A 17,682-nucleotide genomic window follows, 5' to 3' on the forward strand; every position below is an offset into this window, starting at 1 on the left:
TAGACTAATACATGGTTTAAGTTAAGTAAAGGAGTTTTAAATGGCACGTTCAAATACACTACAATATATGATTCTGGGACTTTTAACTCGTACACCAATGACTGGCTACGATATCAAGCAAACTTTTGATAAAGAAAAAGCTGAATTCTGGACTGCACCGTTTAGTCAAATATATCCAGAGCTAAATCGGATGCTTAAAACTAATTTGATCAGTCTTCTAGAAATACCGGAAGAGAATTCTCGTAAAAAGACTTATCAAATAACGACTAATGGTCAAAAATTCTTTAAAGAATGGTTACTTCAACCACTGGCTCCCAATGTTTTGGAAATCAGCAACGACGATTTCATTTTACGATTGCACTTTTTAGGTAAAGAACATAAAGATACTCTCAATCAATTGCTGAACCTACGTTGTCGAACACTAAAAGTAGAGATTGCCCAACTGGAATTAGAATTAGCTGAAGTCGTACATCACCCAGAACAATTAGGCCGTGAGTTGATTATTGAAAAGGAACTTTCCAATAAAAAAATAGACGTCAAATTGTGGAATAAAGAAATCACCCGCGATCAACACTAAACTTTATGTACAACACAACAAAAAACCATAACAATCATAATCACTACGATTGTTATGGCTTTTTATGTTGATACATAAGAGATAAATATCTTAAATTTTAACGATTCCAACTCCGATTAAACCAGGACCAGTATGAACACCCAAAGCTGGACCAACTTGTCCGACAAATTCTTGTTTACCATGAATGTCATTTTCATGTAGAATCTCAAGCATCTTTTGACCACCAGCTTCGTCGGCTCCATGACCAACAGCAACTAAGTAATCCTTGTCATCTCCTAAGAAATCTTGAGCAAAACCAAGTAAGAGTTTTTGACCCTTTTTCATACCACGGGCTTTAGCAGCAATTGTATAAGCACCATCTGGTTTACAAGTTATAATTGGAGCCAACTTTAACATTCCACCAACTGCGGAAGCTACGGCACTAATACGGCCTCCAGCACGTAAGTAAGTTAACGTCGGAATACAGAAGTAAACAATCGCATTATCGATCATTTTTTTAACTTTACTAGCAACTTCAGTGAACAATTGACCTTCATCAATCGCATTCTTAGCTCCAACGGCAATTAAGCCTGAAGTAACGGCAACTTGTTTAGTATCAAATCCTTCTGAAACAAAACGCTTATCATCCTCAAGAAAAACTTTTAAGAAATTAAAAGTTCCACTCAAACTAGATGATACAGAAATTGAAATAATATGCGTGTAACCATCTGTAGCTATTTGATCAAGCGTTTTTTGAATCGATTCCCCTGATGGTAATGAGGTCTTCGGTATTTCGACAGGTAAATTTTTATAAACTTCTTCTGCAGAAATCTCAACTCGATCTAAATAACTCTTATCATGGTAAGTGATTTGCATTGGCAATTCATAAATACCAGGTTCATTAAGATATTCCTTTGGCAAATCACAACAGGAATCTACCAATACAGCAATCTTTTCCATTTTTTATTAGCTCTTTTCGTCTGAATTATTAGTTTCGATCATTAATATTTTTTCAGTAATTAGTTTTGTCGCAAAAGCCATTGTCACCATTTCAACCATCAAATAGGCTGATGATTGATTCTTTTCGGAAAGAACTTGCCCTTCTTCACGGTGATTCAATGTTTTTAGGGCAATCTCCTGTTTATCACAGAAGAAATCATAGGCTTTAGCAATCCCTCCATTTAAATTGGTTAGGATATCCAAACCTTCTTGAATTTCATTGATTGAAACAACTTGTTTCAAAAAGGTAATAGCAATCAAATAGGCTAAATGCTCTCGATTATAGCGTTTCTTTTCTGGATGTGGCAACAAGCCATTTTTGACATAGTTGTTAACCATTGAAGTAGTAACAACTGGACCATCTTCCAACCAAATTGGACCGATATATTTATCAACTAGTGTTAATAATTGATCACGATACAAATCCAGCTCTGGAAGATCATCAAATCTAGGTAAACGATAATCCTCTATTTTATCTAGCCATGTCTGCAATTCGTCCATAAGAAAGCACTCCTTTTGTAATTACTATTATAATTTATCATAGTTATTTAGACTATTCAATCTAGTTTTTAAAACTAGATAACATTTTTATACAAACTATAAAAATTTTGATAACAAAAAAAGCTTGGCATTAATCCAAGCTCTCCTTCAAGTTATATTCTCTGCGACCAAAGACAATCACGATTGCCACGCCTGCAGCTGTTAATAAAGCGATATAGCCAATATTACGATTGAAGTTACTGTCACCCAGATACAAATCACCTAGTAAGGTTACCAACACCACAGCCCAAATTCCCAAACGTTGGAATCTGGTAAAAGCACTGCCGGTCTGACTTCTTTTTTCTCTCTTCGTAATGTATGGTAATACAAATCCTAGTCCAATTAAAACAATTATGGCTATAAAATTAATCGTCAATTCGTACCACCACATTGGTGAAGCAAAAGCCACATCTTGTGGTCCCACGGCAGCGATCGTTGCGATAGCAGTAATTCCTAGACACCACCAACCAACAGCTAATGATAAAGCCTTGTTCTTAATATAAACATAACCAGAGTGATAGATATCATCCCTCATCCGAACTTTAATGAAGGACCAGAAGATCCAACAAGTAACACCGGGTGAAATAATTCCATTCAAATTCAGCAACCAATTAAAGATGTCTTTCATATTAGGAAGAAGAATTCCTAAAAACATAATAAAGGCACTCAAACCAACCGTTAACAGATACCCATTGATTGGTAACCCCGCAGAATTAGTTCTTCTCAAAAAATTAGGCATATATTTATTACCCGTATCCGAGATCAACATTCTAGTCATAGCATTCAATAAAACGGCCAACAAAGCAGCCAAATAAAAAATTTCAGTAATAGCAAACAAGTACATCAAAGTATTTCCCATATGGAATCTTTGACCTAACGCTTGAAAGGCATAGTATGATCCATTAATTTTCAAATCATTTGGTAAATGATAAGCATTGAAGAATACTCCCAAAGAGAATGACCCAAAGATAGTCAAGAATCCAGTCATAACTGAAAGCATGATCATTGCTTTAGGAAAATCTTTATTGGGATTACGCATTTTAGTTACAAATGGTGCGATTCTTTCAGCTCCATTGATTGCAAAAATCAAAAATCCTAAAGTTGTCAGATAATGTAGATTAAAGGTTGGCATAATCGTATGCATCGTCAATGGTTTCGTTGCAATATGACCACCCATCATTAGGGCCGTTACGGTCATAATAACGAATAAAACCGTCATTCCAAACATTGCGATTCCACCGATCGTACTCAGAACTTCCAGCGAATGTTCAAAGCGTGATTGAATGATAATGAAAAAGATAAAAATCAACAGCGTAAATAACGCAAATTTACTATTAGACATCGTTGTCTGTAAGTTTGCATTCCCGTGATATACCCAACCGAGAGCGACTGCAATCGTATTAGCAGTATCTACAACATAAGGAATCGAGGCGGCCCAATACGTCCAAGCTGCAAAGTATCCTAAGAACTCTCCACTAGTTTCTCTGACCCATGATGTTAATCCTCCACCATCGTCATCAAACGTTGAGCCTAATTGCCCAACCATCAACGAGTACGGAACAACATACACGGCTATCATAATGATCCAGGACGTTATAACGCCCATTCCTTGATTCTGAAAGTTGTAAGTTAAATCGTCAAAACCAACAACTGTTACAAAATCCATTAAAGCCAACACTGGCCAACTGATGTATCTCTTTTTAGTTTCTAATTCTGTCATGGCGTTTTCCTCAAGTGAAAATAAATCATTCTTTCCAATTTATTCACCTAACGGTTAATTCAAATATACAATATTTTTTGAATAATAGTAGGAAAATGATTTAAAAATATTAAAAAATTAAAGCGCTTACTTCCCCGACATGACCGCAACCGTACTCGATTGCCTTTTAGTGTACATTATGGAAAGTTAAGCAACTCGAAATATTTTACCATAAAAAAACTCGCTATGATATAGAAAAAAATTACGGTTCATTTACAAAAATAAAAAGGTGAGATAAATTATCTCGCCTTTTTATTTTTACGTATTTGAATTTGTTTATTTAATCGTTTCATATCGGTCATTCTAACAAAGTAAAGTCCTAACCAAATGGCTCCATAGATAACTACAAAGAACAAGAAACTTAGAATCACATGCAGATTCAATGATGGTAACCAATTATTATAAGCACACATCAAGACCACCAATCCCAGAGTTAAAATAAAATGAATCGCTATCTCGGCTAACATATTCCATTCAATTTCAAAGATGGCCGAAACTAATCCTATTCCAGCGCTCATTAATAAGACACTGAGAATATTCTTAGAGGTCACCTCTGTACTTGGGCCAAAGAAGAATAACAAGATCACTAAATAGGTCAAAGAACCGATCAATATTCCAATCAAAGCATATCTAATAAATTTTTTCATTCTCTCTCACATCCCCAGACTTTTCTTTAATTCTGATAAATATTTACGGCTGACAGTTAATTTCAAATTATTATCTAAAAATGCCAACATATTACTGGAAAATGAAGCTTCCAACGAATTTAAATGATTTAAATTGATAATCGTATTTTTGGAAATTTGAATAAAGTTACCATTCAATCGTTGTAGCATTGCATTCAACTTGCCACGCAATTGATAATTATTATCCATCGTATAGACTGTCAATTCATTTTCATAAACCTCAATCGCAATGATCGTATCCATTTGAACCAAAACAATTCTGTCGTTGACCGCTAAAGGAATCACATCAACTTGATTATCAAGGTTTTCAAGCATAGTTATTACCTTTTGCACATCTGCAGTCAAACCCTTGGATTTAACTACAACTTGGATTTCATCATCGGTTAGTTCCTTATCCTGATGATAATTAACTTCTATTTTCATAATTTATTCCTTAAATTTAGACCTTATTCACAACCACCCGTTGATTGTATCTATATAAGATAATAACTAGAATTGCCAAGATAACCAATGCCAAACCCATAAATTTTAAATCATTGTTAAAATTCTGGCCGATAACAATACCCATTTCAGTTTTAAATTTCGTAATAATTTCTGTTGGGGCATTTTTAAAGGAATCATTCAATTGATTTTTCATCATCACCTGACGGAAAATTGCAGAATCATAAGGTACTGGCGTTAGTTTCATCAACCATTTAGCAAAATTAGGTAAATTACCAATTGGCATATAAACACCAGCGAAAAATCCTGAAGCAGTTCCGATGATCGTACTGATTTTTCCTAAAGTATCGACTTTTTTTACAAAGGAAAAAAGCAACATATTAAAGACTGACCAAATCAGACTACTAAAGATCATTACAACCAATAATGGCAATAATATACTACTTTCAAAACCGATCCCGTCTTGAATCATAAAATAAGCTTGCATGATGAGATACATTGCTAATTGCATAATTATGCCAACTAACCAAGCACTCAAAAGGTATGCAGAATGAATTTTTAAATACGACTGATCAGTTAAAATCAAATCAGCCAAGCGATTACTTTCACGGTCCTTCACCATTAAGCCTAAAGCATTACCCGTTGTCGTGATAGCAGTAACGGTTAACGTGCCACCCATCAACCACAGGTCAAGTAGGTTTTTGGAATCTGGAACTGATTGCCAATTCTGGGTCATCATCTGTTTCAAGAAAACTAAATAAAGTACAAATGAAATCAGAGCTCCCATTAAAGAAAAGAAGATACCACTCTTACTGGCAAAAAATAATCGTAAATTACGTGTAATTAAACCTTTCATAATTACTCTACCCCCTTACCAGTCAAATTAAGAAAGATATCATCCATATTCCCACGGCGATATTCAAAACTATTAATAACTGGCTTTAATTTGTTTAATAAATCAATTGCTTGGTATTGCTGAACAAAAATTGCAACTTGTTGCCCATCAATTTGATATTTATAATCAGATAATATTTGAGAGATTTTCATCATATCACTAGGATAAATTGTCAAAACATCTTGTGCAAAATTCTGTTTTAAATTATTAACAGTATCGGCGGCAATCACTTGTCCATGATCAATTACATAAACAAAATCTGCCAATTCAGCTTCTTCCAAATAGTGTGTTGTTAAAACAATTGTTAATTTGGTTTCTTTACGTAAATCCGACAAAACTTTCCAAATCAATTTCCGTGTTTGAATATCCAAACCAGTCGTTGGTTCATCTAAAAAGAGCAACTCCGGATCGTGAATCAAAGCACGGACAATATCAACTCGCCGTTTCTGACCACCTGATAAGACACCGTATTTTTGATTGAGTATACTTTGTAAAGCAAATTTATCAATCCAATCATCCAACTTATCAACACTATTACGGTACATTTTTTGACGACTCAATAGATTCTCTTTGACCGTCAATTCGTTATCCAATACACTATTCTGAAAAACCACACCAATTTTTTGATGATATTGAGTTGAACTTGGTTGTAATCCATCTAGTTTTATTATTCCTGTGGTTGGCGGAATAATTCCAGTCAACATATTGATAGTCGTTGATTTTCCTGCCCCATTAGGACCAAGAAACGCCACCAGATCACCTTGATTAATTGAGAGATTGATATTATTAACGACAATTTTATGATTAAATTTTTTAGTTAGATCTTTTACAGTTAGCAACATTTTGCTTACCTCCTTAACAACTGACATCAGTATAAATTCCAAACTCAAATAATAATTCACTTCTGTCGTAAGTGGTCAGAATCAAGCCGTAAGTTGCTTTATATGGTTCTCAAGTTCTGTTAGAGCATAAGTTAACGGAGTTGTCATTATGCTGCCGTCTTCCGCTCGGCAATATCGGGGGACTGGAACGCAGTGGACATCGTTGCTGCTGAGCCCCCGAATTGCTCTCGCTCCAGACTAGTTAGTGTTTCTATTTTTAGTTATTTAAATTGTTTTAATAATAGATGTTTATTCAAATTTATATCAACAATACAAATAGTCCATATTATCTGATATTACGATCAGTTAATATGGACTATTTGCGTTGAAAATATTATGTAAAATCAATCAATGAGAGATTATTTTTAATCAACAAAACAATTAAAATGTTATTTAGTCTGGAGTAAAAATCGGGAATGGCTCAGCCGTGACATTATCCTTAGTCAGCGATTTGTGGCTGGCTTAGGATAAGACCAATCTTCAAGACAACCGATCTTTGGTTGGCTCGAAGTTGGTCCACAGCGTTCCAGCCAATTCCCGATTTTTACGGAAGACGGGAAGTTAGGCACACTCTCGCTCTAACAGAACTTCAAAAAATTATTTGTCGATATCGTTAACTCCAAGTGTCACATTTTCTTTAGCGCTATCAATCGCATCCAAGGCTGTCAAAGCAACCATGCTAACTGGAATACTTCTATGGGCTGAAGTACTGTCAACGACGTCATCGTCAGTAACCATTTGTGATGGTCTCATAATAATAGTTCTGAAATTACGCTTGTTGAGATTATCTTCAGCATTACGCTTTGTTTGGATATATTCTTTTGAAGCACCAGGAATATCATCAGCTGAAATATAAACAAAAATTGGAACCTTGTTTGCTTCTGCAGCATCAGCAATGTTCAAGGCACTTTGATAGTTAACTTTTTCAAAAGTTAAGTTCTCATCTTTATTTTCTTTGTACTCACCAATCGTATCAACTACAACATCAGCGTCTTTTAGATTCTCGGTCCAAAAGCCCTTTGATAAAGCATTACCAATCTTCCAATCAACTTTGCCATACCATGATTCGTTACCTAATGGTTCACCTGTTCTGGAAACACTAGTAACAGTATCGCCATTTTCAATAAATTGTTTGGCAAATTCGCCACCAACAAATCCATTTGCTCCGAAAATTACAACTTTTTTAGACATAAGAAAATCCCTCTTTCAAATAAATAATAAACCAAAACTAACTTAATAACCTAGGCAAAATCGGAAAATGCTTCATCAATCGCATGATAGTCACTATTTCTAAGTTCTACTTCTAATGATTTCACATTTTGATCAACCTGAGCTGGTTTTCTAGCTCCAGGAATTACGATTGAAATATCAGGATTCTTCATATACCATGCCAAGATAACTTGAGCCACAGTGGCATCATATTTTTCAGCAATCTTACGTACTTTATTAATAGCTACGATAATATCAGCAAATTGTTCTTTGCTAAATTGACTGAACTTTTTGGCATCGGCTGCTTGGTATTTACCGGTCAACAAACCTGAGGCTAATGGGAAATATGGCACAAAGGAAATATTATTCTCCCTTAGATATGGGAATAAATCCTTTTCAGCATCACGATGCAATAAGCTGTAGTTGTCTTCGACAATATCAACTAAACCATCTTTATTAGCTTCTTTGATTTGATCCAATGAGAAATTAGAAACCCCAATGGCTCTAATTTTTCCGGCCTTTTTCAATTCATTTAAAGCCGCAACAGCTTCACTCTTAGGAGTTGTTTCATCTGGGAAATGAATATAAAAGATATCAATATAGTCTGTTTTTAAGCGTTTCAAGGCATCGTCAACGGCCTTTTTTAAAAATTCAGGACTATTATTATTTTTTAAATCATTATCAGCATCTTGAGCTGCTTTAGTAGCAATGACTAATTTACTACGATCATAGTTTTGAATAACGTCACCAATAATTTCTTCTGAACGCCCCAAACCATACATATAAGCAGTATCTAAAGTCGTAATGCCACTTTCAATTGCCTCTTTCACAACAGCGTAGCCATCTTCATCTTTTAAGTCAGCGAATAAGTTATGACCACCGACTTTGTTAGTACCAAGACCAATTTTTTTACTAGTTACTTCAGTACTACCAATTTTTATTAAATTATCCATATACCTTAAGACCTCCTACGCTTTGAAAATGTTACCTTTATAATAGCTCAATCAGTCCAAAAAAAATAAGATTATGCATAATTTGCATAATCTTATTAATTAATATTTAGTTTTCAGAAGGTACTTCTTGACCTTCACGTTTAGCTTCAAGTTTATCGTGAACAGCTACTTCAGCGGCTTTTCTACGTTTAGCAAGCTCACTGTTTTCAATTTTATCTTTAACAACTTCCAATTCGTCAACTTCTGGATAAGCTTCAGGATTGTTACGTTTGAAGATAGCCATAACACCATATGCGATCTTTTCGCCCATAAGTGTGATCAATGAACCGAAGAGAATAACTACGATACCAACAATAGTGTTGACCTTCATAGCTTCACCAAGAACAAACAAGGCTAGAACTGGAGCTAGAGCTGGTTTGACAAGGAAAATTAATGATGCTTGTAAAATACCAACTTTTTCCATTGAAACGAAGTACAAACCAAAAGCTACACCAGTAACTAAGACTGAGATATAAAGTAGCAATGGTAAGTTTTGTAAGGTAACACCCTTGAAGAAAGGAATGTTAGCAAATTCAGCAAAACCACTTGGAATAGCTTTAGCAACGGCTGGAATGTGACTGATTCCCATTAAGATACCTAGTTCTCCTGAACCAAACAAGAAAGCTAGACAAGTCATTGAGAGTCCGTTCAAACCAATTTTGCCACCATTAACACGTGACATAACTCCGTAGAGACCGAAAATAATTGATGAAATTAATCCTAAAACAATTCCCATTGCACCAGTTAAGTGGAAAGGATTAATGATGATCAACAAACCAATTAAGGTTAAAATCAATGCTAAAACATTTGTTCTGGATAATTTTTCTTTGAGGAACACAAAACCAATGATTAAACCAAAGATTGGGTTAGCACTCAACATGATGGCAATAACTGAAGCAGTTGTCATACCAATTGATAATTGGTAAAGCGTCATACTCAAGACAACAATGACAAATCCCGTCAAAGCAATCCGTGCCCAATCTGATCCGGTTATTTTTACATTGTTCTTTCTTAGGTAAAGAATAGTAAATGGTAGTAAAGCCAATCCACCAATCAAGAATCGAATAAAATTCAACTCGATTGGATTAAATTGTCCACCGGCAATTTTTAGTGCAATTTCCATAGAACTAAAAAGAAATGTCGGTATCAATATGTATAGAAAACCCTTTAAATTCAAAACTTAATTTCATCCCCAATTTTGTAAGTCAATATTTTAAGTGTACTCCTCATTTTGGGGGTCCAAAAAATGTAAGTGTTTCCAGATATAAAAAACTCCAAATCAAAATCGACTATCTAATTTGAAACCTATCTATTGATGGAATTTTTACTATAACCCTTCCCAGCCGTCAAATCGTATTGAACTAATTTATAATCTTGAATTAGCTGCCTTTGTTTATTGGTCAAGTGTCCAGTTGTAACTTGTTTGCCATTATCCTTAACATACAAATTTCCACTTGTACCTACACTGTTTCTGGCCATTGCAGGTAAATTCTCTTGAACTTTTGTCAATAATGCATAATAAGGCGTAACTTTTTGTTGCATCTGTTTAAGTGCCAACGGAATAAAACCATTGGGATCGGTCACTTTAGTGGATTCCTCTATTTTTTTAGTTCCATATCCATGATCCAATGCATATTTATTACTATAGATGAAGTAATCCGTTTCATGTTCGATAACATTATGTTGAGTTATATTATCACCATCATAAATACCTGGTAAGTGATCACCATACCAAACAATCGTAATTGGTTTATTTATCGTATCCAATTTATCCAAAAAGTTTTTTGTTGAAACATCAGTAATGCTAATTCCCTTGGCATAATTTTCTACCTGTTGCAGATTCTTACCTGCGCCGCTGCCAGTGGCTTTGAACTGATTATTAGCATATTTATTCGTATATGGTATATGATTTTGCATCGTGACCAAATTGATGAATTGACCCTCGTTAGCCTGATCAACTTGCCAGAGTACGTCATTATAAGCTGATTCATCGCTGATATACTGGCCACCATCAATCATCTGGGTATATCTCAAAGCTAGATTTCCAGTAGTATTAATATTCCTAAAAGTTTGAATACCAAACCTTTTATATACAGTATCGCGATCATAGAAGTTCCCATAATATGGATGAATTGCAGCTGCTGTTTTAAAACTATTAGTTATATTGATTGGCTGGTCTTGTTTCGCAACCAATTGTGTATATGGCGAGGTTAGTGACTTCGAGAACTGATTAAGGGCTAATCCAGTTAACGTCATATATTCCATATTAGCTGTCCCACCACCGTAACCGGAACTAAGCATCAACCCAGACGTATTATCACGCTTAATGTTGTCGATATTAGGAGTCACTGCTTGATTTAGTTTAATATTGGGAACCCGATTAGGATCAGCAAAACTTTCACTTAATACAAATATCAAAGTTTGTTTACTTAAATTATTATTCGGACGATTCTCATTAATATCCGCCGCCGTGTTTTGATACTTCCTAACTATTTTAGCCATGGTTTCTTTGCTATATCCTTTGGGTTCATCCATGACATCGATATGCATATTATTTAAGAACGTTAACATGGGGCCATTACTATTGGCCGACCAATTAATGTTAACCGCAAAATCAGAATAACCAGCTTTGGTCAAAATTTCATTTGTTAATGAACCTTCTCGATTAGCCGTATAAAAGCTTCCCAAGCAACCTACTGCTAACAAAGCAAAAATAACCCTAGGAATTAGTTTGAAACGTAAAGCTTTTTTGCCAAATAATTTTTCCAAAGCAATGGATAACATTATCACGTCAATAATTGCTACAACAACCCCAACAATTAATTTTGGCGTGATCATTGTCAACAGTTCCTTACTATTACCGAGAAACATCAAATCACTGGGTAAGATCGGCTCCGAGCGATACACAACTTTAAGACGGTTGGCCACTGCATATATAGCAAAAAATATATAAAATACAGCTGTCGAATAAAAGAAACGATTAATTAACCCGTATAATCCCATATAAATAAGAAATAGAACTAATACAGTTATCAAATATGTTGGTACATTAGTTTTAAAGGCCGTTTTAAGCGTAAAAATCATTGCGCCAGTTTGAGAAAAATTCAAAATCAAAGCTATCAGAAAAGCCGACAATATAATAAATATTATTTGAAACGTATAGATTAATCGATTTGTCTTTCGCATAAATAAACATATCCTTTGTTTAATTAATCAAAATATCAATTATTTATTCTATATTAACGCTTTTTTTATTAACATTGAACATTTTAAATGCACCTGAAATATAATTACTATGATCTACAATAAAATATCCTCAATTCAAAATATGAATTGAGGATATTTTATACTATTAATCGAAAATCAACCGTATTCAGCCACACTCTTACTTGTTAATTGTCTTTTGACTGTAGTTATTACCGGCTGTCAAATCGTATTGTACTAATTCATAGTCATGAATTAGTTTTCTTTGTTTTTTAGTTAATTGATTCCCCTTAACTTCATTACTATTTTGATCAACATATAAATTATTGCTTTCCTCATTAACGTTTAATGACATCGCTGGTAACTTCTCCTGGACTTCCGTCAATAAAGCATAATAAGGCGTTACTTTTTGATTCATTTGTTTTAAAGCTAGTGGAATAAATCCATTGGGATCGGTAACTGCTGTTTTATCAGTCAGTTTAGTTGTCCCATAATTATGTTCTCGGGCATAACGATTACTATAAATGAAATAATCAGTTTCATGTTCAGCAATATTATATTTATAAATATCATCACCATCATAAATTCCTGGTAAATGATCGCCATACCATACGATAGTAATCGGTTTTTCAATGGTATCTAATTTCTCTAAGAAGGTTTTAGTTGAAGCATCTGTGGCATTGATACTCTTAGCATAATTATTTACTTGACTGCGACTCTTATCCGTTACCCCTGAACCAGTGGCTTTATAGGGATTGTCACTGTATTTATTAGTATATGGCATATGATTCTGCATCGTGACCAAATTAATAAATTGACCACCACCAGTTTGATTAATCTGATCAAGAGTGTTGTTATAAGCTGCATCATCACTGACGTACTCCATATTAGGCAAAACATCAGTATATTTTAAAGCTAATGATCCCGTAGTATCAATATTCTTAAAGGTTTGAATCCCCAATTTTTTATATACTGAATTTCGGTTATAAAAATTTCCATGGTAAGGATGAATAGCTGCTGATGTTTTAAAACTATTAGTTATATTAATAGGATTATTTTGTTTATTAACTAATTGCGTATATGGCGATTGTAATGAATAAGAAAACTGATTCATCGCTAAACCGGTCAAAGTCATGTATTCCATATTGGCTGTTCCACCACCATAACCAGAACTCATCATTAAACCTGAAGTTGTATTTGCCTTGATATTTTTTATGTTGGGAATGGGATCTTGATTCAATTTAATATTGGGTACCCGACTGGGATCAGCAAAACTTTCACTCAGAACAAAAATCAAAGTTTGATCACTCAAATTATTATTAGAACGATCTTTATTAATATCTTCAGCTTTAGTTTGATATTCCTTAACTATCGCTGACATCTTGGCTTTACTATATCCTACAGGTTGATCCATTACATCAACGTACATATTACCCAGGAATGTTAGCATTGGACCATTGGTATTGGCAGACTGATTGATATTTGAGGCTGAATTAATATAACCTGATTTAGCTAAAACCTGATAGGTCAAAGAATTAGCATCACTAGCTGTATAAAAACTACCAATACTCAAAGTAGCTAAAGCGATAAAAACTAATCTAGTGATCGGTTTAAAATGCAGCATTTGTTTTCCAAATTTTCTCTCCAGATAAACAAATCCCACAATAATAACGATCAAAATCAAAATCACTTCCATGGTTAACTTAAAAGTCACCATTGAAAGTAAGTCCTTAACATTCTTTAGTAACAATAAATCACTTGGCAAAACTGGTTCCGAACGATACATTACTTTAACTCGATCGGCTACCGCATAGACGGCAAATAACACATAGAAAAAAGCTGAGGCGTAAAAAAATCGATTGAACAGTCCATACAAGCCTAAATGAATCAGAAACAGAATCAGAACGGTCAATAAATATGTATTTGTATTAGTTTGAAAGAGTATCTGTTTAGTAAAAATCATTGAATCAGTCTGGGCGAAATTTAAAATAAATCCGACAACGAACGATGACGCAACGATAAACAATAATTGTAGCAAATGGACAATGTTAATTTTTTTATACATTAATAAAGGCACCTTTATTTTTATATCATTTAATATGTTCATATTATATATTAAACTAAGCTCAATTAATATATAGCCTAATAAATAGGACAAAAAAGGCGATCTGGTTCAAGCTCGGTTAGAGCGTAAGTCAACGAAGTGGTCATTATGCTGTCGTCTTCCGCTCGGCAATATCGGGGGACTGGAACGCAGTGGACATCGTTTTGAACCAATTTGAAGTACAAAATTGTTTCAAAATCGAGTCTTTCACTAACCTAGCCAAGTACGCTAGGTAAGAGAAATCTCACTGCTGAGCCCCCGAATTGCTCTCGCTCCAGACTAGTTAGTTGTTTCTATTTTTAGTTACTCAAATTAACTTAATAGATTCCAATCTGTTTAGTTCTATCTCAACAACACAAATAGTCCATCTTATCTGACATTACGATCAGTTAAGATGGGCTATTTGCGTTGAAAATATTATGTAAAATTAATCAATAAGAAATTATTTTTAATCAACAAAACAATTAAAATGTTATTTAGTCTGGAGTAAAAATCGGGAATGGCTCAGCCGTGACATTATCCTTAGTCAGCGATTTGTGCTGGCTTAGGATAAGACCAATCTTCAAGACAACCGATCTTTGGTTGGCTCGAAGTTGGTCCACAGCGTTCCAGCCAATTCCCGATTTTTACGGAAGACGGGAAGTTAGGTACACTCCTGCTCTAACCGAACTTGAGTGAGAACCTATCTCTATTTCTTTGTATACATTTTTGGTAAATCCTCTAAAAATTTTTCACGTTCCTTATCAGTAGTTGTATTAACCTCACCAAAATGTATCCATTTAACATTTTGTGGTGTAATCCCTAGGTCAGCTAAAGTTCTATTAATAAAGACTCCTTGAATTGGATCACCACATTCATTTTGTAGATATGATTTGGTAACTGTGGAGGTCGTTATAACGGTAACTCGTTTGATATATGTCAACAAACCTTTCCAGCCGTTATCTTCGTTATACGCAAATCCATTGAGCATTGTTTTATCAAAAAAGCCCTTTAACATTGCCGGCATATTCTGCCACCAGATTGGAAAGATAAAAATCAATTCATTTGAAGCTGAAATTTTTCGTTGATATCTTTTTACTAATTCGTCATTAGTTTGCCCCTGTCCATGGGTCTCCAGATTCTCACCCATGAGTAGTGGATTAAAATTATCAGCATACGGATTGATCACTTCAAACTCCTCATCATTCATAGAAAAAGAATTCGACAATCTATTTAAAATCTCATGGTTGAAACTCCCCACATAAGGATGAGCATAAATAATTGTTTTCATATTGGAATCTCCTTGTATCTTTATATCAACAGTATATTATGTTTTAAGGAATTTCCAGACCCAATAAACGGGGATAATTATGGTCTAATTTGAATTAATCAATTATGCTGCAAAAGTGCTTTATATCAATAATATTTTGTAGCATTTTGCTAATTAAATCGTTAGTATTCTTAAATAATATTGATTTAATAATTTTTCTATATTTATAAAATATGCTCAACAAAAAAATTCTCAAATGTTTTTTAGACATTCGAGAATTTTCTTTAATTATCGTTAAATTTACCTGATATTGACATCGTTGGTTGAATGTTAATAAAGGCATTTGGATCAACCTTCATAATCACTTTCTTAGCAAAGAACAATTGATACTTAGTTAAAACCATTGTGATCGATCCGATTTCTTCACCAGAATAAGCTCCTTGTAAGTGATAATCCAGTGTTAAACCACGATTCAATGATTTCAACAATTCTTGTGAAATCTCATCGATCTTATGCGTATAAACAGTTACCGTAATTTTTTGTTGTTGAATATACATTTTATCTACAACTACATTCGTAATATAAATCGAAATAATCGTATATAACGCTAAATCCCAACCAAAAGTGAAACCGGCAATCGTAATGATTACCGCATTAACCGCAAAACTGACTTGGCCGACAGTTCGACCAGTGCTTCTTTGTACGATTAGAGCAATAATATCGGTTCCTCCAGTCGAGAAACCATAACGGAAACAAAGTCCAATTCCAGAACCTGATAAAATACCACCAAAAACCGCTGACAATAATGGATCCTTGGTAATTGGGTATAACGGTACCAATAGGATAAAAATCGATGCTGAAACAACGGAAATGATTGATAAAATAGTAAATTTTTTCCCCAGTTTAAACCAGGCCAATACTATCAATGGTAAATTTAGTAACGCATACCACGCATACACTGGCGTACTAATATGAGAAAATTGATTCAATAAGTTAACAATCAACTGTGAAGCACCAGTAACACCACTGGTATAAAGTTTTGCCGGCTGTAGTAATAATTGAATACCTAGAGCCGAGGTTATTCCATAGAATAAAGCCGCTAAAATACTTTTATAATAGTCCCTTATAAATTTCATGAAATACCCCTCCCATGTCTATTTAGATTTGATTACACATCATCTGAATTATAGCAAACAAGCGCTACTAAAAAATAGACCAAGCAGATTATTATTGACAAGTTTTTTCGTATCATATAATGAATTTAATGATTGGAGGAAATATTATGCAAAAAATTGGTTTCATTGGTACAGGTGTCATGGGAAGTGGCATTATTAATAATTTATTAGCTGCTCACTATGATGTTGATATTTATACAAGAACAGAATCAAAAGCTGAACCTTTGATTGCTAAAGGGGCTAAATGGTATTCCGATCCCAAAGCAATTGCAAAAAATGCTGATATCATCTTCACAATGGTTGGATTTCCTCAAGATGTTGACGACGTTTATTTCAAAGACAACGGTATTTTTGCCGGATTGACCAAGGGGAAGATTATTGTCGATATGACCACTAGTACCCCTACCTTGGCTAAAAAAATTGGTAAAGCTGCTGAAGCAATTGGTGTTGAATCAATTGATGCACCGGTTTCTGGTGGTGACGTTGGTGCCCGCGATGGTAAATTGACTATTATGGTTGGTGGTTCCCAAAAAGCTTATGAAACGCTGAAACCAATCTTTGAAATTATCGGCAAAACTAATCACTATTTTGGCAGTTTTGGTGCTGGTCAACACGCCAAAATAGCTAATCAAATTATGATTGCTGGGACCATGACTGGTCTAACTGAAATGTTTGTTTATGCCAAAGCCGCTGGGCTTGATTTACAATCTGTCCTTGAAACCGTTGAAGGTGGTGGCGGTGATAACTGGAGTTTGGAAAACTATGGTCCTCGTATTCTCAAAGATGATTTCAAACCTGGTTTTTATTCTAAGCATTTCTTAAAAGATTTACGAATTGCTTTGGATGAAAGTGAAAAGATGCATCTTGATCTTCCCGCAACCAAACAAGCCAAAAAGCTTTATGAAACCTTAGTTGATGAAAAGGGCCTTGGTAATGACGGTACACAAGCACTAATTAAACTATGGTAAACATTATTTTTTTACTTTAAACGT

General features: G+C 34.4%; 16 protein-coding genes. 2 read left to right on the top strand and 14 right to left on the bottom strand.

Annotated features, from left to right (window positions below; all coding sequences use genetic code 11):
* Positions 1 to 40 precede the first annotated feature (40 nt).
* The gene (locus IV57_RS04745) at positions 41 to 577 is read left to right on the top strand and encodes a PadR family transcriptional regulator (protein ID WP_057880358.1); all 537 of its coding nucleotides are present in this window, start codon (positions 41 to 43) and stop codon (positions 575 to 577) included.
* A gap of 90 nt (positions 578 to 667) precedes the next feature.
* Here the strand turns inward: IV57_RS04745 and IV57_RS04750 are convergent, their stop codons facing one another.
* The 14 genes from IV57_RS04750 to IV57_RS04815 all read right to left on the bottom strand — a co-directional run bounded on the left by IV57_RS04750 (position 668) and on the right by IV57_RS04815 (position 16,651).
* Entirely contained in the window at positions 668 to 1,516 is an 849-nt protein-coding gene (locus IV57_RS04750) for a DegV family protein (protein ID WP_057880359.1), read from the bottom strand.
* Positions 1,517 to 1,522: 6 nt separating this feature from the next.
* Positions 1,523 to 2,056: a DUF1836 domain-containing protein gene (locus IV57_RS04755; RefSeq protein WP_057880360.1), complete on the bottom strand. Its 534-nt coding sequence runs from the start codon at positions 2,054 to 2,056 to the stop codon at positions 1,523 to 1,525.
* A 130-nt stretch (positions 2,057 to 2,186) separates the two neighbouring features.
* Positions 2,187 to 3,815: an APC family permease gene (locus tag IV57_RS04760; protein ID WP_057880361.1), complete on the bottom strand. Its 1,629-nt coding sequence runs from the start codon at positions 3,813 to 3,815 to the stop codon at positions 2,187 to 2,189.
* A 278-nt stretch (positions 3,816 to 4,093) separates the two neighbouring features.
* On the bottom strand, positions 4,094 to 4,501 hold the full coding sequence (locus IV57_RS04765; RefSeq protein WP_057880362.1) for a DUF3021 domain-containing protein: 408 nt from the start codon (positions 4,499 to 4,501) through the stop codon (positions 4,094 to 4,096).
* Positions 4,502 to 4,507: 6 nt separating this feature from the next.
* Positions 4,508 to 4,963: a LytTR family DNA-binding domain-containing protein gene (locus IV57_RS04770; RefSeq protein ID WP_236704318.1), complete on the bottom strand. Its 456-nt coding sequence runs from the start codon at positions 4,961 to 4,963 to the stop codon at positions 4,508 to 4,510.
* Between the two features lie 16 nt (positions 4,964 to 4,979).
* A complete protein-coding gene (locus IV57_RS04775; RefSeq protein WP_057880363.1) occupies positions 4,980 to 5,837 on the bottom strand; it encodes an ABC transporter permease in 858 nt (285 codons plus the stop codon).
* A gap of 2 nt (positions 5,838 to 5,839) precedes the next feature.
* Positions 5,840 to 6,718 (bottom strand): ABC transporter ATP-binding protein, encoded by an 879-nt coding sequence (locus IV57_RS04780; protein ID WP_057880364.1) that lies wholly within the window; start codon positions 6,716 to 6,718, stop codon positions 5,840 to 5,842.
* A 636-nt stretch (positions 6,719 to 7,354) separates the two neighbouring features.
* A complete protein-coding gene (locus tag IV57_RS04785; protein WP_057880365.1) occupies positions 7,355 to 7,948 on the bottom strand; it encodes an NAD(P)H-binding protein in 594 nt (197 codons plus the stop codon).
* Positions 7,949 to 7,998: 50 nt separating this feature from the next.
* Positions 7,999 to 8,919: an aldo/keto reductase gene (locus tag IV57_RS04790; RefSeq protein WP_057880366.1), complete on the bottom strand. Its 921-nt coding sequence runs from the start codon at positions 8,917 to 8,919 to the stop codon at positions 7,999 to 8,001.
* Positions 8,920 to 9,025: 106 nt separating this feature from the next.
* A complete protein-coding gene (locus IV57_RS04795; protein WP_057880367.1) occupies positions 9,026 to 10,135 on the bottom strand; it encodes a DMT family transporter in 1,110 nt (369 codons plus the stop codon).
* A 128-nt stretch (positions 10,136 to 10,263) separates the two neighbouring features.
* The gene (locus tag IV57_RS04800; protein ID WP_162261213.1) at positions 10,264 to 11,796 is read right to left on the bottom strand and encodes an LTA synthase family protein; all 1,533 of its coding nucleotides are present in this window, start codon (positions 11,794 to 11,796) and stop codon (positions 10,264 to 10,266) included.
* Between the two features lie 547 nt (positions 11,797 to 12,343).
* Positions 12,344 to 14,227 carry an LTA synthase family protein gene (locus IV57_RS04805; RefSeq protein ID WP_057880369.1) on the bottom strand — a complete coding sequence of 628 codons (1,884 nt, stop codon included), beginning with the start codon at positions 14,225 to 14,227 and terminating at the stop codon, positions 12,344 to 12,346.
* A gap of 727 nt (positions 14,228 to 14,954) precedes the next feature.
* Entirely contained in the window at positions 14,955 to 15,536 is a 582-nt protein-coding gene (locus IV57_RS04810) for an NAD(P)H-dependent oxidoreductase (protein WP_057880370.1), read from the bottom strand.
* A gap of 263 nt (positions 15,537 to 15,799) precedes the next feature.
* Positions 15,800 to 16,651 carry a YitT family protein gene (locus IV57_RS04815; protein ID WP_057880371.1) on the bottom strand — a complete coding sequence of 284 codons (852 nt, stop codon included), beginning with the start codon at positions 16,649 to 16,651 and terminating at the stop codon, positions 15,800 to 15,802.
* 146 nt (positions 16,652 to 16,797) lie between these two features.
* On the opposite strand from IV57_RS04815, the gene IV57_RS04820 reads away from it, so the two are divergent.
* Entirely contained in the window at positions 16,798 to 17,658 is an 861-nt protein-coding gene (locus tag IV57_RS04820) for an NAD(P)-dependent oxidoreductase (protein ID WP_057880372.1), read from the top strand.
* Positions 17,659 to 17,682 lie beyond the last annotated feature (24 nt).

This window comes from Companilactobacillus kimchiensis (assembly GCF_001438805.1).
Classification (GTDB): domain Bacteria; phylum Bacillota; class Bacilli; order Lactobacillales; family Lactobacillaceae; genus Companilactobacillus; species Companilactobacillus kimchiensis.

Bases quoted from the DNA above. Each gene is read 5' to 3' on its own strand.
- IV57_RS04745 (WP_057880358.1), top strand. From the start codon at position 41: ATGGCACGTTCAAATACACTACAATATATGATTCTGGGACTTTTAACT.
- IV57_RS04750 (WP_057880359.1), bottom strand. From the start codon at position 1,516: ATGGAAAAGATTGCTGTATTGGTAGATTCCTGTTGTGATTTGCCAAAG.
- IV57_RS04755 (WP_057880360.1), bottom strand. From the start codon at position 2,056: ATGGACGAATTGCAGACATGGCTAGATAAAATAGAGGATTATCGTTTA.
- IV57_RS04760 (WP_057880361.1), bottom strand. From the start codon at position 3,815: ATGACAGAATTAGAAACTAAAAAGAGATACATCAGTTGGCCAGTGTTG.
- IV57_RS04765 (WP_057880362.1), bottom strand. From the start codon at position 4,501: ATGAAAAAATTTATTAGATATGCTTTGATTGGAATATTGATCGGTTCT.
- IV57_RS04770 (WP_236704318.1), bottom strand. From the start codon at position 4,963: ATGAAAATAGAAGTTAATTATCATCAGGATAAGGAACTAACCGATGAT.
- IV57_RS04775 (WP_057880363.1), bottom strand. From the start codon at position 5,837: ATGAAAGGTTTAATTACACGTAATTTACGATTATTTTTTGCCAGTAAG.
- IV57_RS04780 (WP_057880364.1), bottom strand. From the start codon at position 6,718: ATGTTGCTAACTGTAAAAGATCTAACTAAAAAATTTAATCATAAAATT.
- IV57_RS04785 (WP_057880365.1), bottom strand. From the start codon at position 7,948: ATGTCTAAAAAAGTTGTAATTTTCGGAGCAAATGGATTTGTTGGTGGC.
- IV57_RS04790 (WP_057880366.1), bottom strand. From the start codon at position 8,919: ATGGATAATTTAATAAAAATTGGTAGTACTGAAGTAACTAGTAAAAAA.
- IV57_RS04800 (WP_162261213.1), bottom strand. From the start codon at position 11,796: ATGATCACGCCAAAATTAATTGTTGGGGTTGTTGTAGCAATTATTGAC.
- IV57_RS04805 (WP_057880369.1), bottom strand. From the start codon at position 14,227: ATGTATAAAAAAATTAACATTGTCCATTTGCTACAATTATTGTTTATC.
- IV57_RS04810 (WP_057880370.1), bottom strand. From the start codon at position 15,536: ATGAAAACAATTATTTATGCTCATCCTTATGTGGGGAGTTTCAACCAT.
- IV57_RS04815 (WP_057880371.1), bottom strand. From the start codon at position 16,651: ATGAAATTTATAAGGGACTATTATAAAAGTATTTTAGCGGCTTTATTC.
- IV57_RS04820 (WP_057880372.1), top strand. From the start codon at position 16,798: ATGCAAAAAATTGGTTTCATTGGTACAGGTGTCATGGGAAGTGGCATT.